This window comes from Burkholderia catarinensis (assembly GCF_001883705.2).
Taxonomy (GTDB): Bacteria; Pseudomonadota; Gammaproteobacteria; order Burkholderiales; family Burkholderiaceae; genus Burkholderia; species Burkholderia catarinensis.
The window spans coordinates 1-24,330 of the sequence record NZ_MDEQ02000047.1; the positions used below are offsets into that span (position 1 = coordinate 1).

General features: G+C 59.7%; 20 protein-coding genes and 7 pseudogenes. 13 read left to right on the forward strand and 14 right to left on the reverse strand.

Annotation, left to right across the window (positions count from 1 at the left end):
- The 9 genes and pseudogenes from BFF94_RS36015 to speB form a co-directional block, all read left to right on the forward strand.
- Nucleotides 1-194: transposase domain-containing protein (locus tag BFF94_RS36015; protein ID WP_219140423.1), on the forward strand; the 194-nt coding region annotated here is incomplete at its 5' end.
- Nucleotides 195-514: 320 nt separating this feature from the next.
- Nucleotides 515-1,372, forward strand: coding sequence for a transporter substrate-binding domain-containing protein (locus BFF94_RS36020; RefSeq protein ID WP_128850106.1), 858 nt, complete (start codon nucleotides 515-517; stop codon nucleotides 1,370-1,372).
- A gap of 18 nt (nucleotides 1,373-1,390) precedes the next feature.
- Nucleotides 1,391-2,053, forward strand: a complete 663-nt coding sequence (locus tag BFF94_RS36025) for an amino acid ABC transporter permease (RefSeq protein ID WP_128850104.1) — start codon at nucleotides 1,391-1,393, stop codon at nucleotides 2,051-2,053.
- Between the two features lie 15 nt (nucleotides 2,054-2,068).
- Nucleotides 2,069-2,734 carry an amino acid ABC transporter permease gene (locus tag BFF94_RS36030; protein ID WP_128850102.1) on the forward strand — a complete coding sequence of 222 codons (666 nt, stop codon included), beginning with the start codon at nucleotides 2,069-2,071 and terminating at the stop codon, nucleotides 2,732-2,734.
- Complete coding sequence (locus BFF94_RS36035; protein WP_128850100.1) at nucleotides 2,731-3,561, forward strand: amino acid ABC transporter ATP-binding protein; 831 nt, start codon at nucleotides 2,731-2,733, stop codon at nucleotides 3,559-3,561. Before BFF94_RS36030 ends, BFF94_RS36035 begins: the two co-directional genes overlap by 4 nt.
- Nucleotides 3,558-4,804, forward strand: a pseudogene (locus BFF94_RS36040) (M20 family metallo-hydrolase). The gene BFF94_RS36035 and the pseudogene BFF94_RS36040 overlap by 4 nt, the downstream one beginning before the upstream one ends.
- Before the next feature lie 12 nt (nucleotides 4,805-4,816).
- Entirely contained in the window at nucleotides 4,817-5,521 is a 705-nt protein-coding gene (locus BFF94_RS36045; protein ID WP_128850097.1) for a DUF1989 domain-containing protein, read from the forward strand.
- Nucleotides 5,522-5,724: 203 nt separating this feature from the next.
- Entirely contained in the window at nucleotides 5,725-6,267 is a 543-nt protein-coding gene (locus tag BFF94_RS36050) for a helix-turn-helix domain-containing protein (RefSeq protein WP_246637493.1), read from the forward strand.
- Between the two features lie 31 nt (nucleotides 6,268-6,298).
- On the forward strand, nucleotides 6,299-7,249 hold the full coding sequence (gene speB / locus BFF94_RS36055; RefSeq protein WP_128850093.1) for an agmatinase: 951 nt from the start codon (nucleotides 6,299-6,301) through the stop codon (nucleotides 7,247-7,249).
- A 4-nt stretch (nucleotides 7,250-7,253) separates the two neighbouring features.
- Here speB and BFF94_RS36060 read toward each other — a convergent pair.
- The 3 genes and pseudogenes from BFF94_RS36060 to BFF94_RS36070 form a co-directional block, all read right to left on the reverse strand.
- Nucleotides 7,254-7,433 (reverse strand): annotated as a pseudogene (locus BFF94_RS36060) (taurine ABC transporter permease); the annotation flags it as partial.
- Between the two features lie 479 nt (nucleotides 7,434-7,912).
- A pseudogene (locus BFF94_RS36065) lies at nucleotides 7,913-9,184 on the reverse strand (IS256 family transposase).
- Nucleotides 9,185-9,574: 390 nt separating this feature from the next.
- Complete coding sequence (locus BFF94_RS36070; RefSeq protein WP_128850091.1) at nucleotides 9,575-10,231, reverse strand: GntR family transcriptional regulator; 657 nt, start codon at nucleotides 10,229-10,231, stop codon at nucleotides 9,575-9,577.
- Between the two features lie 32 nt (nucleotides 10,232-10,263).
- On the opposite strand from BFF94_RS36070, the gene BFF94_RS36075 reads away from it, so the two are divergent.
- Nucleotides 10,264-11,421 carry a pyridoxal phosphate-dependent aminotransferase gene (locus BFF94_RS36075; protein ID WP_128850089.1) on the forward strand — a complete coding sequence of 386 codons (1,158 nt, stop codon included), beginning with the start codon at nucleotides 10,264-10,266 and terminating at the stop codon, nucleotides 11,419-11,421.
- Between the two features lie 538 nt (nucleotides 11,422-11,959).
- Here the strand turns inward: BFF94_RS36075 and BFF94_RS36080 are convergent.
- The 4 genes from BFF94_RS36080 to BFF94_RS36095 all read right to left on the reverse strand — a co-directional run bounded on the left by BFF94_RS36080 (nucleotide 11,960) and on the right by BFF94_RS36095 (nucleotide 16,512).
- A complete protein-coding gene (locus BFF94_RS36080; protein WP_128850087.1) occupies nucleotides 11,960-12,571 on the reverse strand; it encodes a LysE family translocator in 612 nt (203 codons plus the stop codon).
- The gene (locus BFF94_RS36085) at nucleotides 12,571-14,169 is read right to left on the reverse strand and encodes a B12-binding domain-containing radical SAM protein (RefSeq protein ID WP_128850108.1); all 1,599 of its coding nucleotides are present in this window, start codon (nucleotides 14,167-14,169) and stop codon (nucleotides 12,571-12,573) included. The genes BFF94_RS36080 and BFF94_RS36085 overlap by 1 nt, the downstream gene beginning before the upstream one ends.
- Nucleotides 14,170-14,318: 149 nt before the next feature.
- Nucleotides 14,319-14,936, reverse strand: coding sequence for a LysE family translocator (locus BFF94_RS36090; RefSeq protein ID WP_128850085.1), 618 nt, complete (start codon nucleotides 14,934-14,936; stop codon nucleotides 14,319-14,321).
- A gap of 4 nt (nucleotides 14,937-14,940) precedes the next feature.
- On the reverse strand, nucleotides 14,941-16,512 hold the full coding sequence (locus tag BFF94_RS36095; protein WP_128850083.1) for a tryptophan halogenase family protein: 1,572 nt from the start codon (nucleotides 16,510-16,512) through the stop codon (nucleotides 14,941-14,943).
- Between the two features lie 1,111 nt (nucleotides 16,513-17,623).
- Here BFF94_RS36095 and BFF94_RS36100 point away from each other — a divergent pair.
- Nucleotides 17,624-18,759 (forward strand): IS3 family transposase gene (locus BFF94_RS36100; RefSeq protein ID WP_372454370.1). Its coding sequence is split into 2 segments (ribosomal slippage): nucleotides 17,624-17,879 and nucleotides 17,879-18,759, totalling 1,137 coding nucleotides; the frame shifts between segments, so codons are not numbered across the junction.
- Nucleotides 18,760-18,818: 59 nt separating this feature from the next.
- Here the strand turns inward: BFF94_RS36100 and BFF94_RS36105 are convergent.
- The 5 genes and pseudogenes from BFF94_RS36105 to BFF94_RS36125 form a co-directional block, all read right to left on the reverse strand.
- A pseudogene (locus BFF94_RS36105) lies at nucleotides 18,819-19,425 on the reverse strand (alcohol dehydrogenase catalytic domain-containing protein); the annotation flags it as partial.
- Nucleotides 19,426-19,539: 114 nt separating this feature from the next.
- The gene (locus BFF94_RS36110; protein ID WP_128850079.1) at nucleotides 19,540-20,931 is read right to left on the reverse strand and encodes an NAD-dependent succinate-semialdehyde dehydrogenase; all 1,392 of its coding nucleotides are present in this window, start codon (nucleotides 20,929-20,931) and stop codon (nucleotides 19,540-19,542) included.
- A 38-nt stretch (nucleotides 20,932-20,969) separates the two neighbouring features.
- Nucleotides 20,970-21,149, reverse strand: a complete 180-nt coding sequence (locus BFF94_RS36115; RefSeq protein ID WP_246637494.1) for an NAD(P)(+) transhydrogenase (Re/Si-specific) subunit beta — start codon at nucleotides 21,147-21,149, stop codon at nucleotides 20,970-20,972.
- Nucleotides 21,150-21,260: 111 nt separating this feature from the next.
- Nucleotides 21,261-21,947 (reverse strand): Rossmann-fold NAD(P)-binding domain-containing protein, encoded by a 687-nt coding sequence (locus BFF94_RS36120; protein WP_246637495.1) that lies wholly within the window; start codon nucleotides 21,945-21,947, stop codon nucleotides 21,261-21,263.
- A 474-nt stretch (nucleotides 21,948-22,421) separates the two neighbouring features.
- Nucleotides 22,422-22,976 (reverse strand): annotated as a pseudogene (locus BFF94_RS36125) (IS5 family transposase); the annotation flags it as partial.
- A 336-nt stretch (nucleotides 22,977-23,312) separates the two neighbouring features.
- Between BFF94_RS36125 and BFF94_RS36130 the strand changes: the two are divergent.
- Nucleotides 23,313-23,588 (forward strand): annotated as a pseudogene (locus BFF94_RS36130) (YciI family protein); the annotation flags it as partial.
- A gap of 141 nt (nucleotides 23,589-23,729) precedes the next feature.
- Here the strand turns inward: BFF94_RS36130 and BFF94_RS38515 are convergent.
- A pseudogene (locus tag BFF94_RS38515) lies at nucleotides 23,730-23,909 on the reverse strand (transposase); the annotation flags it as partial.
- Here BFF94_RS38515 and BFF94_RS38520 point away from each other — a divergent pair.
- Nucleotides 23,838-24,032, forward strand: coding sequence for a hypothetical protein (locus BFF94_RS38520; protein ID WP_372454371.1), 195 nt, complete (start codon nucleotides 23,838-23,840; stop codon nucleotides 24,030-24,032). The pseudogene BFF94_RS38515 and the gene BFF94_RS38520 sit on opposite strands and share 72 nt — an antisense overlap.
- Before the next feature lie 75 nt (nucleotides 24,033-24,107).
- On the opposite strand, the gene BFF94_RS36140 is transcribed toward BFF94_RS38520, so the two are convergent.
- The coding region (locus tag BFF94_RS36140) for an integrase core domain-containing protein (RefSeq protein WP_219140425.1) at nucleotides 24,108-24,330 on the reverse strand (223 nt) is incomplete at its 5' end.

Consider the following 24,330-nt stretch of genomic DNA (forward strand, 5'->3'; position numbering starts at 1 on the left):
CCGGCGGTGAACGCGCTGCGGCTATGTATAGCCTAATCGGCACTGCGCGCTTGAACGGTCTCGATCCCGAGGCATATCTCGCCTACGTGCTTTACCACATCGCCGACCATCCGGTCAACCGCATCGACGAACTGCTGCCATGGAGCGTGGCGCTGTCGCTGCCGTCTACTGCTCACGTCGAGCCCATCCGATAGCATCGCGACTCTTCTGCATCGACAAGCTGCACTACAGTTTCGCAAGGGCGCCTACGTTTCTTCGATGCCAGCGCGACACCGATTCGACCAATTGCGACACCGGCTTCGTCGCCACTTCCCCAGTGCGGTGCATCGTGCGCCGCGCGCGGACCCGATCGTCAGAAAGCTCACCGCATCGGTGCATCGCGTATGCCCCGCTCCACGCCCGGCTGGCCTACACCGCATGGCATGCCTCATGCTTAATGAACATCATTCACGTAACTTGAATTAAATTCTCTTAACTTTCATAATCGGCCACGGGCCTTTCAGAAGGAAGTGTCATGAACAAGCCTCTCCGCAGTCTGGTCTTCTCGTTGCTCGGTGCGCTCGCACTCGTGAGCGCCACGGCCAGCCGGGCGCAGTCGGACGATCTGCTGGCACGCATCAAGTCCAACAAGGAAATCACCATCGCGACGGAGGCCCGCTACGCGCCGTTCGAATACGTCGACAACGGCAAGATCGTCGGCTACGACGCGGACCTGATGGCCTATGTGCTGAAGTCGCTGCCCGATGTGAAGGTCAAACAGCTCGACCTGCCGTTTCAGGGGCTGCTGCCTGGCCTCGACGCAAAGCGCTTCGACATCGTCGTGACGGCCGTAACCGTCAACAAGGACCGCGTCAGCCACTTCGCGTTCACAGTGCCGGTCGCCGATGCGACCACGGGCGTGCTGCTGCGCAACGGCGACACCAGCATCAAGTCACCTGAGGATCTGAACGGCAAGATCGTCGGCTCGCAGACCGGCTCGGCGCAGTTGCAGGCATTGCAGGCGCTCGACAAGAAGCTCAAGGATGCAGGCGGCCCCGGCATCAAGCAGATCAAGCAATACGTCGCGTTCGACGAAGCCTATGCCGACCTTGCCGTCGGCCGTCTCGACGCCGTCACGCAATCGGTAGCCAACCTCGGGCCGCTGATGAAGTCGCGCCCCGGCGTGTTCACGCTGCTGCGGCAAACGATCGGCCCGAAGAGCTATTTCGCGTGGGTCGCGCGCAAGGACAGCGACAGCGCTGCGCTCGTCAAGCTCTTTAGTGACGGCATCGCACGCGCGAATCGCGACGGCACGATGAAGAAGCTGCAGGAAAAATGGTTCGGTTCGACGATGGACGTTCCTGTCGATTCCGTTCCCGCGCCTTCGATCTGACGCGCCGCGTACCGACACATGAACGCTCCCGATCTGCTCGCACGCTGCGCCGGCTATCTGCCGCAACTGCTGGACGGCGCGCTGACTACGCTCTGGCTGTCGACGGCCGCCGTGTTCTGCGGCTTCTTTGCCGGCATCTTCATCTACACGATGTCGGCCAGCGACAGCCGGCTGCTCTCAAACGGCGCACGTATCTACGTCAGCGTGTTTCGCGGCACGCCCGTACTCGCGCAACTGCTCGTGATGTATTACGTGCCGTCGGCGTTGGGACTCGCCGTGCCTGGCATCGTAGCAGCGGCAATCGGGTTGTCGATGAACACCGCCGCATATCAGTCGCAGATTCTCGGCGCGGGCTTTCGTGCGATCGCTCGCGGACAGATCGAAGCTGCCGTCACGTTCAATCTGACGCGCCGTCAGGTGCTGTGGCATATCGAAGTGCCGCAGGTGGTGGGCGCGACGCTGCCCGCGCTCGTGTCGGAGACGATCGATATCGTCAAGGCGACGGCGGTGGTGTCGGTGATCTCCGTGACGGATCTGATGCGCGTCGGCCAGCAACTGTCGTCGTCGACGTATCGCCCGCTCGAGGTGTACACATGTGCTGCGCTTTCCTATCTGGCGATCACGACGCTGCTGTCCTTCGCCGCGCATTGCTACGAGCGCCGCATGGCGTCGCGTGCATGATGGAGAGTCAATCGCATGGATAATCTGCTCGCTCTCATTCCACGTTTCGCCGACGCGATGCTCGTCACGCTCGAAGTCAGTGTGATTGCCGTGTTGCTCGGTGTGGCCGGCGGTTTCGCAATCAACGCATTGCGCCTGCGATACACACGCGTACTCGCCGCGCCCTACGGCGTGTTCGTCTGGTTGATACGCGGCATGCCGTATCTGTCGCAACTGATGATCGCCTACTTCGGCCTGCCCGTCTTCGGCATCACGATGACAGCCGTTCAAGCGACAGTCGTCTCGCTCGCGATCTACGCCAGCGCCTATTTCGCGGAGATTTTTCGCGCGGCGTGGGCCAGCGTGCCGTGCGGTCAGCTAGAAGCCGCGGAGGCTTTCGGCGTGAGCCGCTGGGCTGCATTCCGTGCGATCGAGTTGCCGCAGGCGCTCGCGTTCGCGGTGCCGCTGCTCGCGAACCAGACCATTCTCGTGATCAAGGAAAGCGCAGTGGCATCGATTATCACCGTGCCCGAACTGACGATGACGGCAAGCGACATCGTCGCGTCCACTTACACCTATATCGGCCCGTATGCGCTGCTGATCGTGAGCTACTGGCTGCTCACCCAGGCCGTGTCGCTGCTCGCACAGCGCTCGACGTCGATGATTCCTTTCCTGCGTAACGACGCAAATAAAGCCTCATGAGCGCTCAACCTATCCTCAAGCTGCGCGCCGTCGGCAAATCGTACGGCGCAACCCGCGTGCTCAAGGGCATCGACCTCGACGTGATGCGTGGCGAAATCGTCACGCTGATCGGGCCGTCCGGCTCGGGCAAAACGACGGCGCTGCGCTGCATGAACTTTCTCGAAGCCTATGATGAAGGCGAAGTGTGGATCAAGGGACGACTGCTTGGCTATCGCTCCACAGGCCGCACGGCGCGCGACGGCGACAGCGAGGCGAGCATCGCTGAAGTGCGGCGCCCGGTTTCGATGGTATTTCAGCAGTTCAATCTGTGGCCGCACATGAGCGTGCTCGACAACGTCGCCGCGCCACTCGTGCTGGCCAAGAAAATGCCCCGCGCTGATGCGTGTGCAAAAGCGCAAACGGCGCTTGCGCGCGTCGGTTTGCAACATAAGGCAGATGTTTATCCGGCGCGACTGAGCGGCGGGCAGCAGCAACGCGTCGGCATTGCACGCGCGCTCGCCATCGAGCCGGAAGTGATGTTGCTCGACGAGCCGACTTCAGCGCTCGATCCCGAACTGGTCGAAGAAGTGCTGAACGTGATCCGATCGCTTGCACAGGACGGCATGACGATGGTGATGGTGACGCACGAAATGAGCTTCGCCGCGAAGATTTCCGACAAGGTCGTGTTCATGGAAGCCGGTCAGATTGTCGAGTCGGGGCCGCCTGCACAACTGTTCGGCAATTCGCGCACGGCTCGCCTGCAGCAGTTTCTGAAGCCGTGGTTCGATCGCAGCCTGAGCGTTACTACGGCAAACAGTGCGGAGCAAACGTCGGGAGCGTCGTCATGATGCGCACAGAAGATGCATTGCGCGCCGCAAATCATATCGACGATTCACGGCTGCTCGCGTCGATCGAAACGCTCGCCGCCTTTGGCGCACGCTCAGACGGCGGCGTGAACCGCCCCCCGCTGAGTGCAACGGATCTGGATGCACGCCGTTATCTGATTGAACTGGCGCACGCGTTGGGCTGCACCGTGTCCACTGACGCATGCGCGAACCTGTTCATCCGTCGTGCTGGCATCGATGATGCACCGGCTGTGGTGACGGGCAGCCACATCGATACGCAACCGTCGGGCGGCAAACTCGACGGCTGCTATGGCGTGCTCGCCGGTTTCGAATGCATCGCCGCGCTCAACGATGCGGGCATCCGCACGCGCCGGCCGCTCGAAGTAGCGATCTGGACCAACGAGGAAGGCACGCGCTTCGCGCCCGGGGCAATGGGATCGAGCGCCTATATCGAACCGTCGCGGACGGAGGCATACCTCGATGCTGCCGACGCCGAAGGCGTCACACTGCGTGCCGCACTGGAAAGCCATCGGCGAGCTTTGCCCGAACTGCAGTTGTGCGACGGCTCGAAGCCCGCGCATGCGTTCGTCGAACTGCATATCGAGCAAGGTCCGCAACTGGAGAACGCGGACGTGCCGCTCGGCGTCGTCACCGGCATACAGGGCGTGCGCTGGTACGAATTCCATTGTGAAGGCGTCGCCGCGCATGCGGGCACCACGCCGATGTCGATGCGTCGCGACGCGATGACGTTTGCCGTCACGCTGCGTGCGTCGATTGAAGAAATCGCTGCGTCACTGGGCGGCGAACACACACGCGTCACGTTCGGACGCTGGAGCGTGACGCCGAATTCGATCAACACGATTCCATCCGACGTGACGTTTTCCGTCGATTTCCGTCATCCCGACGCGCACGTGCTCGACGCGTTCGACGCGCTGGTTGCCGCATGCGCGCGGCGCCACAGTGCGCACATCAAGCCGCTTTTCGCACACGCGCCAGTGCGTTTCGACGCAACAGTGCTCACGCATATCGACGATGCCTGCCGCGCGCTCGACGCTCAGGCGTTACGCCTCACGTCGGGCGCCTTTCACGACGCGATGTATCTCGCGCAGCACTGCCCGACGGCGATGCTGTTCGTGCCAAGCCGCGACGGCATCAGCCACAACCCGGCTGAAGCCAGGATGCCCGTCATCTCGTGCTGGGCGCCCGCGCGCTCGCACACACCCTCACCACGCTTTGCAACGACTGACAAGGAACACAGATGAGTACCACCCACGCACATGCCCATACGCACGCGACCGACGACAACGGCAACGAACTTGGCCAGAACGCCACGCTGCACAAACCGATTTCCGCCGACGGCACGCCCGAACCCGGCAAGACCTACACGGTGCCCGCGCGCTGCGGCCGCGCGGTGCGTGTGAAAGCCGGACAAACCATCCGTATTTCGAACCCGCACGGCACACAGGTCTGCGATACGTGGATTTTCAATGCCACGCATCTGAACGAGTTCCTCTCGTTCGAGCACACCCGCGCGTTTATCGACAAGATCATTCCGCAGCCGGGCGATCCGCTCGTGACCAATCACCGTCGTCCGATTGCCGAACTGGTTGCGGACACATCGCCGGGCGTGCACGACACGCTGATCGCCGCGTGCGATCTGTATCGCTACAAGAATCTGGGCGTGGAGAGCTATCACGACAACTGCGCGGACAATCTGCGCTTTGCGCTGAAGGCAATCGGCCTGCGCACGCGTGAGGTGCCGCAGCCGTTCAACCTGTGGATGAACATCCCCGTCAAGCCGGATTACACGATCGACTGGCTACCGCCCGTGTCGAAAGCGGGCGATCATGTGGACATCAAGGCGGTGATGGATTGTGTCGTCGTGATGTCGGCGTGCCCGCAGGATATCATTCCCATCAACGCACACAACCCGGTCGAAGTCGAGTTCACGGTTCTCGCCTGATACTCGCCCAACCGCTCTCTTACGCTGATCGATAGAACGCACACGTGGCCACAAGACCCCCCCCCACGACCGCCAACGGCGCTTCCCGCAAACCTACCTCTGCGGTACCGCGGCGCGCCGCGCCCGCTCCGCGCGCGGCTGCTTCCCAATCTGCGCAAGGCTCGGCCGCCGAAGGACTCGGCACGCGGCTACGGCACGCCCGCATGGTGCAACAGCTGACGCTCAAGGCGCTGGCGGAACAGGCGGGCTGCTCGGAGAGTCTGCTGTCGAAGGTCGAGGGCGGTCACGCGACGCCCTCGCTTGCCACCTTGCACCGGCTCGCGCTCGCGCTGGACACGAACATCGCCGCGCTGGTGTCCGGTCCGGTCGCGAACGTCGCGCCCATACAGCGCGCTAGCGAGCGGCCTTCCGTGCGCTTTCCCGGCGCGCAGACGTCGGGCAAACAGGCGCGTGCGGCCAGTTCGATTATCCTGGAACGGATCGTCGTGCCGGGTCCGGGGCGACTGCTGCAAGGCGATATCCATGTGCTCGAACCGCTCGCGCGCAGCGACGAGCAGATCAGCCATGCAGGCGAAGAACTGGGCTACGTGCTCGAAGGCGAACTCGAACTGACGCTCGGCAGCGAATGCTACCGATTGCAGGCGGGCGATTCCTTCTACTTCCCGAGCACCGAGCCGCACAGCTACCGCAACCCTGGCGACTGCATCACGCGCGTGCTGTGGATCAACACCCCGCCCACCTTCTGATACACACGAACACGCCAACCGGGAGCAAGACATGACGGGAACCGACCTCAGCCAGATGCAGCAGCCGCGCTTCGCGGGCATCCCGACTTTTATGCGCGTGCCGTTCAGCACGGACCTGAACACGTTCGACATCGCGCTCGCTGGCGTGCCGTTCGACGGCGGCGTCACCGCGCGTCCAGGCGCACGCTTCGGTCCGCGCGAAATTCGCAATATGTCGACGATGATGCGTGGCATCCATCACGTCACGCGCTTCAATCCGTTCGACGCCTGCCGCGTCGCCGATATCGGCGATGTGCCGTTCACCGATCTCTACCATCTCGAACGCGCACACGACGACATTCGCCGCTTCTTCGAGCCGGTATTCCGCGCCGGCAAGCTCGCGCTGACCGCAGGTGGCGATCATTCCATCACCTATCCGATCTTTCAGGCGCTGGCGCCGTGCGAGCCGATCGCGCTGGTGCATATCGATGCGCATACCGATACTTGGGATGCGTTCAAAGGTTCCAAATTCACGCACGGCGCGCCGTTTCGCCGTGCGGTCGAAGCGGGCCTGCTCGACCCGAAGCGCACGATTCAGATCGGCATTCGAGGCGCGCAGAATTCGGACGAAGGCTGGCGTTATTCGCTCGATCACGGTATGCGCGTCGTCTTTATCGAAGAGTTTGATGAGCTTGGGCCGGCGGCAGTCGCTGCCGAAGCGCGGCGGATTGTTGGCGATGCGCCCGTTTATCTGTCGCTCGATGTCGACGGGCTCGACCCGGTTTTCACGCCGGGCACGGGCACGCCGGAAGTCGGCGGGCTAACGACCCGCGAGACACAGGCGCTGCTGCGCGGTCTCGACGGGCTCAACTGGGTCGGCGGGGATGTGGTCGAGGTATCGCCGCCTTACGATCAGACGGGCAACACCGCGCTGGTCGGCGCGACGCTGATGTATGAAATCCTGTGTCTGCTTGCGAAGCGCGTGAGCGAAGTGAATCGGTAACGCCCTACTGTTTTCCCTTCCACGGCACGAGCCTGCGCTTCAGCGCGCGCATGCCGAGATCGAACAGCCACGCAATCGCGGCGATCAGCACCACGCCCATCACCACGGCATCGGTGCGCAAGAAGCGCGACGCGCTGAGCACCATCTGACCGAGGCCCGCCGTGGCCGCGTGTTTCTGCCGCGCGCGCCGCGGCATCTTGCGGCGCGTGCCCGTGACGCGGACCATCGACCGGTTGCGCCTAAAAACCGAGCCGACTTTTCAATGACTTACCGGCGAAGGAATTGTGTTATCCATTGAAAGGCCAAGATCAAGAGATAACAGTCTCCTCCCAGGGCTATCCTGTCCAGTTGAAGCGATTCAACCCACCCGCACGACGTCGACGCGCATGAGCATGCATCCGGTTTTTCGCTCATCTGGTTGCAGAACTGGTCTGCACCAGTCATCCATCGGGATCAAGGCGAGGGCTGGTGTTCTGGCTTTCGCCCGTGGCTCATAGGAGTGTTACGGACCGGGCTATTTGAGTTTCAGCTGTAGGCGTTCACAACGACTGCTAGCGGTGTTCACAAGAGTACTAGCAGCATCCAGTGATACTGCTAGCACCGTGTTTTCCTGACTGTAAGCGGGGAGGTATCCGGAATTCCGTGTGTGAGGCGGGTTGAGATTCAGACTCCAATGTTGAATCGTTCCGGGTAAAGCAGTGCGAACTGGGTCATGGCACTCTTCCAATCGTGCCGGGAGCCAGTCCACTTCGCCACGACGTTGCGCAGCGCCAGCCAGATCAGTTTGAGTGCGGCCTCGTCCGACGGGAAGTGGCCCCGCGCCTTGATGATCTTCCGAAGCTGTATGTGCAGCGACTCGATGGCGTTGGTCGTATATACAATTTTCCGGATGTCAGGCGCGAAGGCGTAGAACGGAATCACCTGATCCCAGGCTCGTCGCCAGAGGGCGGCAATCGGTGGGTATTTCGCACCCCACGGGCTCGCGTCGAACGCATCCAGCGCCACGGCGGCCGCCTCGGCCGTCGGTGCCCGATAGACTTCCTTGAGCGCCGCTGCGACCGATTTCCGGTCTTTCCAGCCGGCGAAGTCCAGCGAGTTCCGGATCAGATGCACGATGCAGGTCTGGACCGTCGTTTCCGGGAACACGGAGTTGATCGCTTCCGGGAAGCCCTTCAGGCCATCGACCACGGCAATCAGGATGTCCTGAACGCCGCGCAGCTTCAGGTCATTGACTACGCGCAACCAGAACTTCGCGCCCTCGGTCTGCTCGATCCAGAGGCCCAGCACGTCGCGTGTGCCGTCGCGACGCACGCCCAGCGCCAGATAGATCGCTTTGTTGCGCACCACGCCTTCGTCGCGGATTTTGACGCGCAGCGCGTCGAAGAACACGACCGGATACATGGGCTCCAGCGGTCGTTGCTGCCACTCGCGCACTTCATCGATGACGGCGTCGGTCACCGTGCTGACGAAGTCCGGCGACACCTCGATGCCGTAGTGCTCGGCCAGAAACGACTGAATCTCGCGCACGCTCATGCCACGCGCGTACATCGCGATGATGCGTTCGTCAAAGCCAGTGAAACGGCGTTCGTGCTAGGGAATCAGGATCGGCTCGAAGCTGCCGTCACGGTCACGTGGCACTTCGACCCTAACCGGGCCGCGATCGGTGAGGACGGTCTTGCCGCTGGCGCCGTTGTGCTCGTTGACTTTCCCGACAGGCTTGGGCTGGCCCGGCGGGTAACCCAGATACAGATTCATCTCGGCACCCATCGCGCGTTCGATGACCGCCTTGTTGAACGCCAGCATCAGGTCCTGCACCTCGGCGGGCGACATCGGCCCCTTGACCAGTTGATCCAGCAGTTCCTTCGGCAGCTCAGGCAGCGGCCCACGGGCCGCTGCCTGCGAGGCTACCGTCTGTCTCTTCTTCTTCATCGGCATATCCATGACTTTTACACCTCATGATATGCCTCGCCCACGAAATCACGGATAGGTCCGACTGCGGCCGACTCTTCACGCGCGACTGGATGTTTTCCCAACAATTCTGATTGCGCCAGTATTCTGTAATCCGAATCATCAAACCCAGGCACGACCGTGCGACTCAGCAATAGCATCGATTTGAGCCATCGGTGCGTCTTTCGCCTGTCCGCTACTGGGCCGAATTGATGCCAGCTTCTCTTTGGTCGACGTCTTGGAGTCCTTAGACCCATCAAACCCGAATTCGTCACTCATTGCTCCTCCCTCTCTACCATCACTTTTCCGCGTCATGCCAAGCGGCAGGCTGACTCAAAATCCCGCGCCTCCAGGCTACAAACTGAACCCGCTCCCGCTTCATTCCCGCCGCGCTTCGCGCAGCGCATCCTGCATCACGATGCCAGCCGCTTCGATGTGCCTCTTTGTCAGGCGCTTCGCGGCACGCCGGTCGCGTGCGAGCACTGCATCGAGAATCGAACGATGTTCCGCGAGCGAAAGGCTTTGGTAGCGCTCAAGCTGCCAGACTAGCCGCAGATAACGGTCGGTCTTGCGCCAGATCGCCTCTAGCGTCTCCAGCAGATGCCGCTTACCGCTCGCCTGATAGATCGCGCGATGGAACGCCCAGTTGTCGATCGACCAGTGCTCGACCTCGTGCGCGTCCGCGTCGCGCGCGAGGATCTCGCAAACCGCGGTTTCGTCCTCCGCACTGAACCGGTCGATCGCCGCATTGAGCGCGAGCAGCTCTAGCGCGACCCGCATTTCGGTCAGCTCCGCGGCCTCGAAGGTCGTCATCGCGGACACGAATGCGCCGCGGTTCGGCACGATAGTGACGAACCCGCCCGCCTGCAGTTGCACGAACGCCTCCCGCACCGGAATGTGGCTGGTGCCGAACTCCTTTGCGATTAAGTCCTGCCGCAACTGCGTCCCCGGCGCCCAGGTGCCGTTCGCGATGCGTTCGCGCAAGAGCTCGGCGAGCAGCGCCGAAGAAGACTTGCCATCGGCTAATTTTTTCATTTTAATATATTAAAACACTAACGGAGGTTGATGTGACTGTATCCAGACTGACAAACATCCCTGGCATCGGCGTCGACCGGGTGGGCGCCGCCGCGGACTCTCTGCGCGACGCGGACATTCTAAGGCTCGAGAATCTCGACACCGACCTGCGGCCGCCCGCGGCAGCGCTGGCGAGCACCCACGACGCGATCGACGACGACGCGGCGAATAGCTACTTGCCCTTCACCGGTCAGCGCGCGCTGCGCGAAGCAGCGGCCACGCGGGTTGGCCGAAGCTCCGGAGCCACCTACGACGCCGCAAGCGAATGCATCGTGTCGGCCGGCGGTCTCGCAGGCATTCTCAACGTGCTGCTGGCCGTGCTCGAACCAGGCGACGAGGTGGTGCTGACAAATCCTACCTACGCCGGCTTGATCAACCGTGTGCATCTGGCTGGTGGCGTACCGAAGTTCGCACGCTTAGTGCCGCGCGCTGACGGCTGGCGACTCGACCTCGACAGCCTCGCCGCCGTGATTGGGCCGCGCACGAAAGCACTGCTCGTCATGTCGCCTTCGATGCCGAGCGGCTACGTGGTGTCTCACGACGAATGGCGCGCGATCGCCGAGCATTGCGAACGTTACAACCTCTGGCTGATCTACGACGCCGCAATGGAGCGCATCCTGTTCGACGGGCGCGAGGTCCTACATCCCGCCGCATTGCCAGGCATGCGAGAACACGTCATCACGGTCGGTGCGGTTTCGAAGGAGTATCGGATGATCGGCTGGCGTGTCGGCTGGATCGTCGGGCCTGAGTCAATCATGAACGACGTGCGGCTCGTGAGCTTATCTAACGTTGTGTGCCAGGTCGGCATCGCCATGCCGGGCGCAACCGCCGCACTAACGGCAAGCGACGACGGCGTGGCGGTTGCGACGGCAGAATGGGAGCGTCGCCGCGACTTCCTGATGGGCGCGCTCGCCGACCTACCCGTGATCCGGCCGCACGGCGGCTGGTCGATGCTGATCGATACCCGCAGCATCGGCCTGGAACCGCCCCACGCATCGAAACTGCTGCTTGAGCACGGCAAGATCGCCGCGACGCCGATGACGAACTGGGGACCCGATGCTGACCGCTATTTGCGCTTTGTGTTCGCCAACGAGTCCGCCGCACGCTTGCATGACATTCGTGAACGCATCCGTCGCTCATGGCAGACGTAGAGAAGAAAGGGGCTGGGGGCCGCAGATCTCATCAAAATGGCGCCACTTCGTCATGTGAGCTACGGCCCATTCCGGCGAATTACAACAATCTGACTTCCGCATGAAAAACAAGGTAATCAGCAATGGCGCCACCAAAGTCAGGATCATTGCGGTGCTGCGGCGGATGGCACACAACTTCATCACGAAATCTGGAGTTGAAACTGTTTCTCGACCCGGCAGCGTTCAAGGTCACACGCTTTTTCATCGCACAGTCGGCAGTTCCGAATCGAGGTCAACGCATCAACGGACATGCGCTTGAGGAGTTGCTCACAAATTGCGATTAACGCAGCTTGCAGTGTTTCCGGTAGTTGACCGGTCAAGGGTTCGATGGCTTTTCGACGCGCGTCAAGGACGGCGCAAGCGAGACTCCTCCCGGCCTGCGTAAGCGATTAGAACACCGCACGCCGATCGGCACCTGCGTTTCGCTCAACGCATCCATCCTCGACCAAACGCTCAACGAGTCGTACCTCTGTCGCTGCCCCATGCGGGCGGTCCCGCGCTAATCGCCGACGATCGCGATCACGCCCAGCACGACGAACAGCGTGCCGGCGAGAAACTGGCCGATCCGCAGCGCCCGGCCGCCCGGTGACACGCGGGCGCGCAACGGATGGGCGAGCAGGATGCAGAACACGTCGGCGGCGGAAAACAGCAGGTTCGCGCAAGCGCCGAGCAGGAACAACTGCCAGCCCAGCCCGAGCGGCGCGCCCGAATCGGTGAACTGCAGCAGGAACGAAAAATAGAACAGCGCCGACTTCGGATTCGACGCCTCGATGAATGCGCTCGACGACACGACGTTGCGCGGCACGTCGATCACCGCGTCCTGCCCGGCGCGCGCGCGGATGCGCTGGATGCCGAGCCAGACCAGGTAGGCGCCGCCGACCACCTTGAGCGCGTGATACAGCATCGGCGATGTCTTCAGCACTGCGACCGCCCCGAGCGCCACGATGCAGATCTGGAAAAAGGCGCCGAGGTGAATGCCGAGCGCGGACAGGAAGCCGGCCCGCCGCCCGTGCTGAAGCGTCAACGACACGGTCTGCAGCAGCGCCGGGCCCGGAATGAAGCCGAAGCCGATGCAGGTCAGGCCGAAGAACAGCGCTTGCTCGGGCGACATCAGAGATCGTCTCCGATCACGATGCCGAGCCGGCCGCATTCGCCGCGCACCCGATCGCGCGCGATAGCGAGCCGCTCCTTCGACAGTTCGGGCATGAACACACCGATATAGTCGTCGATGGCAGCCTCGCGATCGAAGATATCGACGTTCCGGTAACGATCGGCCACATCCTGCCGCAGCGTGCGGTTTCCGATCGCGAGCCCCAATTGGGCCGACGTCGTCTCAGCCTCGTCCGGATCGGTCAGATAGCGAAAATCCTTCGAGCCCGGTTCCGGCGACAGCAATTCGATGTCGGCGCTGATGATCACATCCCGCCCGGCCTTCAGAAACGCGATGTAGGTCTCGATGTTTTCCTCCAGCAACTCCTCGTTCATCCCCAGATGCCCCAGCACGAATCCGGCCTTGATCGCCACGCCATGCGTGCGCGCGTTGTGCAGTGCCCGCAAATTAGCGTCGGCCATCCGCTGCGCGGCCGCCACCGGGTCCTTGTTCCGCAGTGGCTTGTTGAGCGCCTGCAGCGAACGCGCGGCGCCTGCGTCGACGCCGACGAACAGGATGCGGAAGCCGATTTCACGCATGGCTTTCAGCACTTGCTCCTTCTCCATGCCGTCCGCGCGCGCGTAGCCGACCAGCACCGGACGCGCGTCCGCCGGCAATGGGCGCCACCATTGTGGCGGCGACTCCGCCATGTCGAGCATCAGCCGCGCGAACGTGAGCGGTAGCTCGTCAGCCGTCACGTACAGGTAATCGTAGCCCGCCTCCCATGCGCTGCGGACGGCGGACCACGCGTGGTCCGCAGGCAGCTCGTTCTTCCACATGCTGCCGTACTGGATCGAGCAGAACGAGCAGGCATCGTCGCCGCTGAACTTGATGCAGCCGCGCGCGATTTCGACAGGCACGCCCTTGCGTACCTGCCGTCCGGTCAACGCCAGGATCCGCTGACCCAGGCGCCGGTTGAAATTCTCGGTGTAGACGGCGGTATGCGGCAAGGTCCGATCGATCAGACCGTAGTCGATGACGCGGTTCACCGCCTCACGAATTGCCGGATCGGCAACGATCCGCCCTGATTCCAGGCGAACCGAACCGGGATAGACATTGTTTGCACGTGATTGCTGCCAGTCTCTCAGGAAATCGACCAGGCCGCCGTACACTTCGTTGCCGACGAATCCGCAATCGATCAGTTCGCCGTGGCGGTCGAGAATCTCGCGGCTCAACGCCGTGAAATGATCATTACCGACGACGATCGCGATATGCGGATCGAAGGATTTGACCGCGAGGGCGATCCGGATCGCGGCTTCGTAATTAGCCGTGATCGCACTGAGACAGACGGCGAGCGTGCGGCCGGCCTGCTCGCGGATAGCCGCGAGGATGCGGTCGAGCGGGTGAATTACGCCGTCGACATAACAGCCTTCGAAACCCGACAGCGCGTCGACATAAGAAGCCAGAGACAGGATGCCGAGATGCGGAAAATTGGCCCAGTCGGTATGTTGAATGCCCTTCGATACGACGATGTCGTTCGCCTCGCCCGCGCTGTCCGCATCCAGATCGTTGCTGTTCGGCGGGTTAATAAAAAATACGACAGCCCTCGGTTCGCTCATGGCGCGGTTCTCTCGGTATTGTGGATCGGTTCTGTCGCAGGTCTGGTAAGTTGGGACGATAAAAGTGAGCCTCCCTCGGTTTTCGCGCACCAAAGGAGAGTCGTTATGCTGTCATTGGCTATCGAAACTCGAACACACGCGAGATAACTTTATTTTTCAACGACGAGAAAGATGGCGATCGCCGCCATGGCGACTGAACTCGATCTATTTATGCACTTGAGTGACGAACTAGCCAGCCGGGATCCTAGCACCATGCCGCTTCCAGCATAAATCGTCATCGTGACGATATCGATCACCGCCGATAGAACCGCAAGCACTGCGTACTGGAAAAGCAGGTTCCCAGAAGCATCAATGAACTGTGGCAGGAATGCCACGAAGAATACGATCACCTTCGGATTCGAGAACGCCACGAGAAAGCCTCGGACGAAATGCGCGCTGGCGGCCCGCTTCCCCCGATTCAACACATCGCGCTCGCTCAGTTGTCCATCTGAATTCCAGATCTTCCAGGCAATCCAGAGGAGATACACAAACCCTCCCCAGCGTATTGCCTGGAATACATTCGCGTACAGCTTGATTATCACTCCTAGACCGAGCCCCACCAATCCGATGATTACCATATCCGATAGCGCGGCACCGAGGGCACAAAAGAAAACTCCCTTCTTTGACTTCGCGACGCCGTTTGACCAAGCCAACAACGAGGTCGGTCCAGGCAGGATCGCACCCGCAAAGCAAAATATGGCATACAAAGCGATGGTATTGGCACTCATAATATCAAGCGGAGTAGGTTCCCCGAATATTTTTCAAGTAGTCGTAAGTGGTGGGGAGCGTCGATGACAAATCCTCCTCTTCCCGCTTGAGATTCTGAAACTCAGTGAGTGCTTTTTTCATCCATTCATCGTGGTATACGAGCTTGGGGTGTGACTTCTCCGGTACCCAATTTAGGCCAGCGAACATGCAATAGTAATTGCTATTGGTCCAGAAATTCGAAAATTCCAGATCGAAGTTACCGTAATAGTCGCTCTCGTTTACCGTCACCGGCGGACATACGACGAGGCCGGCGTTATACGCGCTGAGTTTCTCGTGCAGTGAATCCGAAATCTTGAGGTCGTGCTTGTTTGCCCTCCAGAAATCAGAGTCATTTCTCTTGGTTGTGAAGTAGTGGGTCTGGATGAAGTCCCTGCAGTCGTCGAACATCACTTCAATCTTCTTGTTGAACGAGTCTGCCAGCCGGGGATCCCGGGTAGCATCCGGGAAATGCTGAGCGAACTGATAGATCGCTGCATAAATAAAGTAGAGTCCGGTCGACTCCAGCGGCTCGAGAAAGCACGACGAGAGTCCGATCGAAACGCAGTTCTTGACCCACGCTCTCCGGTTGCGTCCCGTGCGGAATTTGATGTGGTTCAGTTTAACTTGATCTTCCTTGACACCCCAGAGCTTCATGAAATCCTCCGTCGCGGCCTCTTTCGAGCAGAAACTGCTCGAATAGACATACCCCGATCCAAATCTGCCGAGCAGTGGAATCTTCCATGTCCAGCCGTTGCTCATCGCAATCGCCGATGTATACGGTTCGACACCGTTGGCCTCGTCATCGTGGGTAATCGACGCCGCAACCGCCGAATCGCACAGCAGGTATCGCGACATGTCAATGAAGGGCTCGTTCAACGCCTGGTTGATCAGAAGCCCCTTGAACCCTGAGCAGTCGACAAAAAAGTCTGCTGCGATCTCAGCGCCCGATTGGAGCCGGACCGACTTGATTCCGCCATCTTCATTCAGTCGCGTCTCGACGACTTCGCCCTCGATATGCACGACGCCCCAACTTACCGCGAGATCTCTGAGGTAATTGGCGACGAGATTGGCGTCGAAATGCCACGCATGGCTCATACGCGATTTTCCGTCGCGATCCTTCGGCGAAAGTTTGGCATTGAGCAGTTTTGCCTTGTTATAACAGGCGTACGCGAACTGCTCCGATGTCTGTCCTGTATTTTTCAGGTGCGCCCAATAGTGAGAAAGAGGAATTCCATTTACTTCTTTTAATTGCCCGAACATGTGATAGAAATAGTCATCTGGATCACTTTTGGTGTTCCAGCCAACGAATTTGATCGCCGACTTGAACGACGCGTTGCAATGAGGCATCCAGTCCTGCTCTTTTAGCCCCAAAAAGTCGAAGAATACCTTTTGCAGATTCGGAATTGTTGCCTCGCCCACTCCAATTTTTGGAATGGAGGGTGCCTCAATCAGTGAAATTTTAACCTTGTGGCCATACGCTTTTGATAGATAGGAGGCGGTCATCCATCCCGCGCTTCCTCCACCCACAATCAGAATGCTTTTCACCAAATTCTGCATAGCTCCTCTCATGCGACTAAAATTGAACTGTTTACCCCGTCTAAATAATTCGAGTTTTCTTTGCCGTTTTGTTGGCGCTTCCGCAGGCCACGTTAACGCAATGGACCACAGGGGCTGTTATTTTAATATGTCAATTTTTGAAGAAAATATTGATCTCCTCGACAAGACCGAAGTCACGCTTTTCAAGCGCAGCCATCGTCAACTCCTTGTTCTCTGGATAATTGCCACATTCAAGCGGAAATGGTATGTGCCACGACCACACCTAGTCGCCAGAAAAGGAATGGCCAGAACCCCTAAATGAATCAATTCGCTTGGCGCCGATCATTTATTAATGAAAGCCGCCGAAGTGTTTGGTGGGCGAGAAAACAAGCCGCGCAATAATTTAAAAACTCACGCCCACTGGAAATGGCGCTGGATTGAATTGCCAAAATAAATCTACTCGATATGAAAGCATTATTGGTATTCATGGCCATAATTTCGTCGACCTTACCGCGAGACCAAGTTCGAACACCGTGACCAATCACCCTCATGCATTATTAATTCAGGCTAGCATGCCGGAAGTGCAAATTCAACACAAATTCGAGCAAACTATCGTTTGCTTCATATTTATAGATCAATTCTCCATTTAGCGCTGCATTGCCTCCGCCAATTCATGAGTCAACTTGGTGCGCTCATTTAAATCGTACTGGGAAAACTACTGTATATTTGACAGGAAACTGACCTTCGTCGATCTTTATCTTAAGATTTGCCACGGTAGCGAAACATTTCTTCCGAATGCGATGCACCTTCGTCGTGCGTGAAATTGAAACCAAGTCGTATTCAGATGCACGAGAGGAACAATTCCGATGTGGGCAGCCAGCAATTTTGATTCTTTATTGGAGTGAAATAGAAATTTCGATGCAAATTGCGTAATAATACTTTATTATCGTATTCTCGCACTAGTTGACAGAACTGTTATCTGTTTAATCAGCGAGATAGGGAGCATAGGCGTGCCGACTGTGTTTAGGCAAAGACGCCAGGCTAGCAGAGGTGGCCGCGCAAAATCGGACAGCCGGATAAGTGGAACTTCCGAGGCCTGAGCCAGCGATAATGCTGGCAAAGGAACCGAGAAATGACGAAGAGAACCCGACGGACGCATTCAGCGGCGTTCAAAGCGAAGGTGGCGCTGGCCGCAGTCAAGGGCGAGCGGACGCTGGCCGAACTGGCGCAGCAATACGACGTCCATCCGAATCAGATCACGGAATGGAAGCGGCAGTTGCAGGAGCGTGCGGCCGATGTGTTCGGTACGACTGGGTCGCCGCCAACTGAGCCGCCCGTGGACGTAAAGACGCTGCATGCGAAGATCGGCCAGTTGACGCTGGAGAATGATTTTTTGTCCGGAGCGCTCGGCAAGGCCGGACTGCTGAGCGTAAAGCGATGATCGACCGTGCGCATGCGCTACCGGTTTCGCGACCGACGAAACTCGTCGGCATCGCGAGATCGAGCGCGTATTACCAGCCTCAGCCGGTCAGCCAGGCCGATCAACTGCTGATGCGCCGCATCGACGAACTGCACATGGAGTTTCCATTTGCCGGGGCACGGATGCTGGCGCGCCTGCTGCGTCGGGAAAGTCATGAAGTGGGTCGCCGCCGCGTGCGCACGCTGATGAAGCGCATGGGCGTGGAGGCGCTGTACTGCAAGCCAAACACGAGCCGGCGCAACGCGCAGCACAAGATCTGGCCGTACCTGCTGCGCGGCATGAAGATCCAGCGCGCCAACCAGGTGTTCGCGCTCGACACGACGTACATTCCGATGGCGCGGGGCTTCGTCTATCTGACGGCCGTGGTGGACTGGGCGAGCCGCAAGATTCTCGCGCATCGGGTTGCCATCACGCTGGAAGCTTCGCACGCCGTCGAGGCACTGGAAGAGGCATTTGCCCGCTACGGACTGCCGGACATCGTGAACACCGATCAGGGCAGCCAGTTCACGGCAGGCGCGTTCACCGAGGCCGTGCTGGGCCGTGGCGTGCGGCTGTCGATGGACGGCAAGGGGGCCTGGCGTGACAACGTATTCGTCGAGCGGGTCTGGCGCAGCATCAAATACGAAGAGGTCTACGTGAAAGCGTATGAGTCGGTCAGCCACGCCCGGCGCTCCATCGGCGACTACATCGAGCTGTATAACCGGAAGCGGCCCCATTCGAGCCTGACGGATCGCACGCCGGATGAGGCATACTTCGCGACGCTGCCTGCGATCAAATCGGCAGCATGATCGCCCCTGACGTTCCACTTAAAAATCTCAGAATACTGTCCGAACGAGCAGGGCTACCTCTTTTCGTCGTCGATGTCGACGGCGATTACGTTCAGTCCCATCGCCTTTGCATACTGTACGGCCAGATGCCCCAAACCACCTATGCCAGAGATGACGACCCAGTCATCGGGCTTCGTGTCGGTCACCTTCAGCCCCTTGTAGACGGTCACACCCGCGCAGAGGATCGACGCGATATCGACAAACAATACATTGTCAGGAAGATGCCCGACAAAGTTCGGATCAGCCACGACGTACTCCGCAAAACTGCCGTTGACCGAATAACCGGTATTCTGTTGTGACTCGCACAGCGTTTCCCAGCCGCCCAGGCAATGTTTGCAATGCCCGCAGGCGGTATAGAGCCAGGGCACACCGACGCGATCTCCCTCCCTGGCATGGGTCACGCCGGCACCTACCCCAACTACATGCCCAACGTGGCCCGGAATGAAGGGCGGGTTGGGCTTGATCGGCCAATCACCGCCGGCGGCATGCAGGTCAGTGTGGCAGACTCCGGGTTGCCGCGATCTTCACAAGTATCTGGCCCGGTCCGGGCGTGGGCACGGCGACTTCTTCGATCGCGAGCGGCTTGCCGGATTCGCGAACAACAGCCGCCTTCATGGTCTTCGACATGGAGAACTCCTAAACTGAAGTGGACGAGTCACGGAGCGACATTGCGCCTGCATGACCAATGATGAATGACCGACCGCTACGAGCCCACGCTTGCGCGGTCGAGAATGACTGCTCTTAGAACGGTGCGTCGATGTCGACGACATCGATCAGCTTGTGGTTAACGAACTCCTTCAGCCCAAGGCCAAGCAGTTCACGGCCGTATCCAGAACGCCGGATGCCGCCAAACGGCAGGTCGGCTTCGGACTTGGTCGGATGGTTGACGAACACCATCCCCGTCGAGATCTTTCTGGCGACTGCCGCGCCACGTTTCAGGTCAGTCGTGAAGACCGAGCCGCCGAGACCGAACGGCGAATCGTTGGCGATACGGATCGCATCCTCCTCGTTCTTCGCACGGAACAGCATCGAGACCGGACCGAAGAATTCCCAGTAGCGAGCCGGATTGTCGTCGCTCATTCCGGTCAGGATCGTCGGCTGAACGAACGCGCCATGCGTAGGCACAGATGGCCCGACCTGCTCTGCTGAGGCGCCGTATTCGACGGCCTGACGGATCTTTTGCTTAATCTCGTCGGCCGCCGTTTGCGACGAGAGGGGAGCAAGCGTCGTTTCCGGAGCGAAGGGATCTCCCGCTTTCAAGCCGGCCACGCCCTTGCGGTAGAGGTCGAGAAAGGCGTCATAGACTTCGTCCACGATGATCATCCGCTTCGATGATACGCACACCTGCCCACCATTCCAGTGTCGGCCGAACACCGCCCACCTGACCGTCTTTTCCAGATCGGCATCGGCAAGCACCACAAACGCGTCGGCGCCGCCAAGCTCCATCGTCGACTTTTTGAGCGCCTTGCCGGCTGCCGCGGCGATTACCGCACCCGCATCTTCGGAGCCGGTAAGCGCAACACCGTGCACGCGCGGGTCGTTGATGATCGTCTCCACCTGCGAGCGGGTGGCATACAGGTTGACGAAGGCTCCCTCCGGAAGGCCCGCCTCGCGCATCAGCTTCTCGAAAGCCGCGGCGCTTTGAGGTACGTTGGATGCGTGCTTGAGCAGCATCGCGTTACCTGCCGAGAGCTGGGGCGCAATGATGCGGGCGATCTGGTAATAGGGGAAGTTCCACGGCTCGATCGCGAGCAGCACGCCAAGCGGCTCATGGACAAGCACCGCTTCGCCTTCTGCCGGATCCAAAACCGGTAGCTTTTCTGGCTTGAGCAAATCTTCCGCGTGACGGACGTAGTATTCGAAAATGCGTGCCGAGAGTTCGACTTCAGCCTTCGCTTCGGCGAACAGCTTGCCCATTTCAAGCGTCAGCAACCGTGCATAGGCGTCGCTGTCGCGGCGCAGGAGCTGAGCCGCCTTCTGCAGGATTTCCGCACGGATCGAAAAGGACGTTTCCCGCCACGATAGGAAGGCCGCATGTGCCTTGTCGATAGCGCCGGCGACCTCGGCATCGGTGGCGTACGGAAAGGTTTTGAGTATCTCGCCATTGTAGGGGTTGGTGGTTGCGTAGGTCATCTCTAGCTCCTTCGAAAAAGTGAAATTTTCTGCTGCGTTCAGACAACTACTTCCTTGACCGCCTGTACCATCTGGCTTAAGACAGCCTGTGCATCGCCGTAGACCATGTTGCAGTTGTCCTGGTAGAAGAGCAGGTTTTCCACACCCGCATAGCCCTTGCCCTGTCCCCGCTTGACAACGAAGACCTGATGCGCCTGATCCACATTGAGGATCGGCATGCCGTAGATCGGCGACGACCCGGCACGGATGCCGTGGTGATGCTCATGTCGGCTTCTGCGATATGCTTGCCAAGCGCCTGCACGACGCGCTCTTTTTCTTCAGCGGTCAGCTCACGTGCATAGCCACCCTGACCGCGCGCGTCGCCCCCCCATATCGACAAATTTCGCACCAAGAGAGAGCGCCTGCTCGCGCGCCTCTGGACGCACGTCGTAGCCTTCCGTGATTGCGCCGAGCCGGTGCGCCGTAGCGATTGCCTGGAGTCCAGCTACACCGAGGCCCATTCCACGAACCTTCGCAGCACGCAGAGAACCGACCGCGGTCGTCATCATCGGCACGATACGTGGCATGTGGACCGCACCGAGCAGCGGAGCGTAGTAGCCGACAAGCGCGGCTTGGCTCGACAGTGCGTCCATCGCCTGTGCCCGGCTGATCCGGGGGATCTGGTCCATGCCGAAGTTTGCAATTCGCCCTTCACGCAGCGCGCGAGGGAGTTCGGGATTGGTTGGGTCCGGCAGAAACGAGATCAGGATGGCACCTGGTTTCAGCGCACTTATCGCCTCGACCGACGGCGGCTGCACAGCGAGCATGACGTCAGCGGAGGCGGCGAGCTTTCCGACGTCTTTTTCAATATGGATATCGCCGTAGGCAGAATCCGCAAACGTGGCTGCTATGCCGGCATCCGCCTCGAGGGATAGCCCCGCACCCAGTTGCCGCACGCGCGTCGCAACTGATGGCGTCATTGCCACGCGCCTTTCACCAGGCTGTATTTCTTTTAGAACAGGTCGATTGAAGGCCATGATCGCACCGAAGTTAGAATTGGCGGCTTGTAGCTCTTTACTATTTCAACTGGTGATCAGACTATTATTTATCTACATAACTGAATTGATTTGGATCAATTCCGCCGAGGAATGCGGCCGGTGATGTTCAAGTAGGATTGGCCTGCTGGAGCCAACCAACATATCCAGAACACGACGTTTCACATCGACTCCGGATGGCGATCGGTCGTCCAACGCGTCGTGTTCTTCCACCGTCGAGCCGCCACCGTTTGCATACGCCGAAGATCTCAAATGAGGGGAATCGACGTATCTGACCCGCAAGCCGCCAAAGGCGGCGAGATGCACGCGTAGCCGCACCTTACGCATGCATCTGAAGACTGCGACTCGCAAGCGCTTTGACGACGATCGATTGAACTCATGTTCGGCACGCCACGCTTGTGCGTGGCATGTTGCATAAATCGGGCGTAGATACAAGGTGACCTCTATGTTTCGATCTCAGGCAATGCGGACGGACTGCGGGCGTACAAGGGCCGCCTTGCGGTTGAGCACGCCTGCACGAATCGATGCTTCGGTTGCCTGGGAGCAGATCTCGCGAGCCCACCGGCAGGAGCCCATAAGAATCTTGAGCCTGTACATCAGAGTCTCGGCCAGCGAGCGCGGGTGGTAGCCACTCGCCTGCTTCCATTCACGCCGGCTGCTTCTTGTGATTGCGTCGATGGCAGCATTGCGCCAAGCCGCACCGGGCGTGCGGTCTGGCCACGGCGTCGCGCCCTCACGCGGCGGGATCGACGGGGCAGCTCCGTACGCCGCAATCTGAGCATGGCACGCCTTGGTGTCGTAGGCGCCATCGCCACCGATGGTATCGATTGCCGTGTCAGCGGGAATCTGGTCGAGCCACTCGGGCAGAACTTCGCCATCGCCTTCGTCCTGATGGGTCATCAGCACGGCGCAGATCTGGCCGGTGTTCGCGTCCATTGCCAGATGTACCTTGCGCCACGTGCGACGTTTGGACCAGCCATGCTTGCGTACCTTCCACTCGCCTTCGCCGTAACCGTTGTCGTCGATGAACAGCAAGTGCCTAGACCGCAGCGTCTAGCAAGGGATTCATGATGTGAATACCAGGTGATTCAAAAGAAAAAGTTCAAGGAGACCTGATCACTCGATATGCTCGGAAAATCTCTTCCGTTTCGCAGCGGGGCGACTTGTCCACTAACGGGGGCGCCGTTGCAAGTGGTCACCGGGTGTATCTCAACCCCGATATCGCGATTTCCATCTCATGGTGCCGCAGGGCCCTGGCTTCGGCATGCCGATCGACGAGGACAAACTCGCCTACTACCAGCGCGACGGCGGCCAATATTGCCGCGCGGCCTGACTGGAGGACACGACATGCCATATGTAATCGAAACGTGGGACAAACCCGATAGCCTGTCGCTGCGAATGAAAGCGCGTCCCGATCATCTCGAGCTTCTCGCAGAGAATGCGTCCATGCTGCTCGCTTGCGGCGCGAAGCTAGCCGATGATGGAAAGGATTTAGGCGGCGGTCTCTACGTCGTGGACACGGACATGCGAAGCGAAGCGCAGGCATTCATTGAATCGGACCCGTTCTTCAGGGCGGGGCTCTTCGATAAGGTGCAAATCACGCGGTGGCGCAAGGCGTATGTGGCTAAGGAAGGTCTGCATAACCGCGTAAATATCGACGAGGCATCAATTCAGCGACCGGTGCGTCTGCCGATCACGCCGGACACTGGGCGAACCCCGTGAAGCATGGCGCGAATGACATGCGATTCGCCATCTCTGACCTGATCAGCCTGCCGGTTTCATTCGGCGTCGAGCCATCCACACATTTGCCAGTGCAAACAGTGTGTGCAACTGCGCCGTGTTCTTCTTCAACCCGCGATAACGCACCTTGACGTGTCCGAACTGCAGCTTGATCACCCGGAACGGGTGCTCGACTTTGGCCCGGATGCTAGCCTTGACGTGTTCGAGCCGCTCAATGAGCGCATCTTTTGTAGCGTCACTGTCAAGCTGGCGACGCAGGCCCGGGCGCAGGGCCACAGCCAGCACGCCCTGATTTTCTGCGTGTCGTCGCGCTTCTCCACGCCCTGATACCCGGCATCGGCAAACACGTCCGACTCTTTGCCATGCACCCGACGCCCCCCCCGTCTTCAGTAGCACCGGGCTTTAGAGTCCGGGGGGTAAATGTAGCTCTTTCTCGGCCAGTTTCCGGGCGTAGGATGCGGGCGTTAATCCGCCCAGCGATTTCTTCGGTCGTTCCTCGTTGTATTCCCGACGCCAAGTCTCGATCACGACCCTGGCATGTGACAGGCTAGTGAACCAGTTCTCGTTCAGGCATTCATCCCGGAAGCGCCCGTTAAATGATTCAATGTAGGCATTCTGGTTCGGT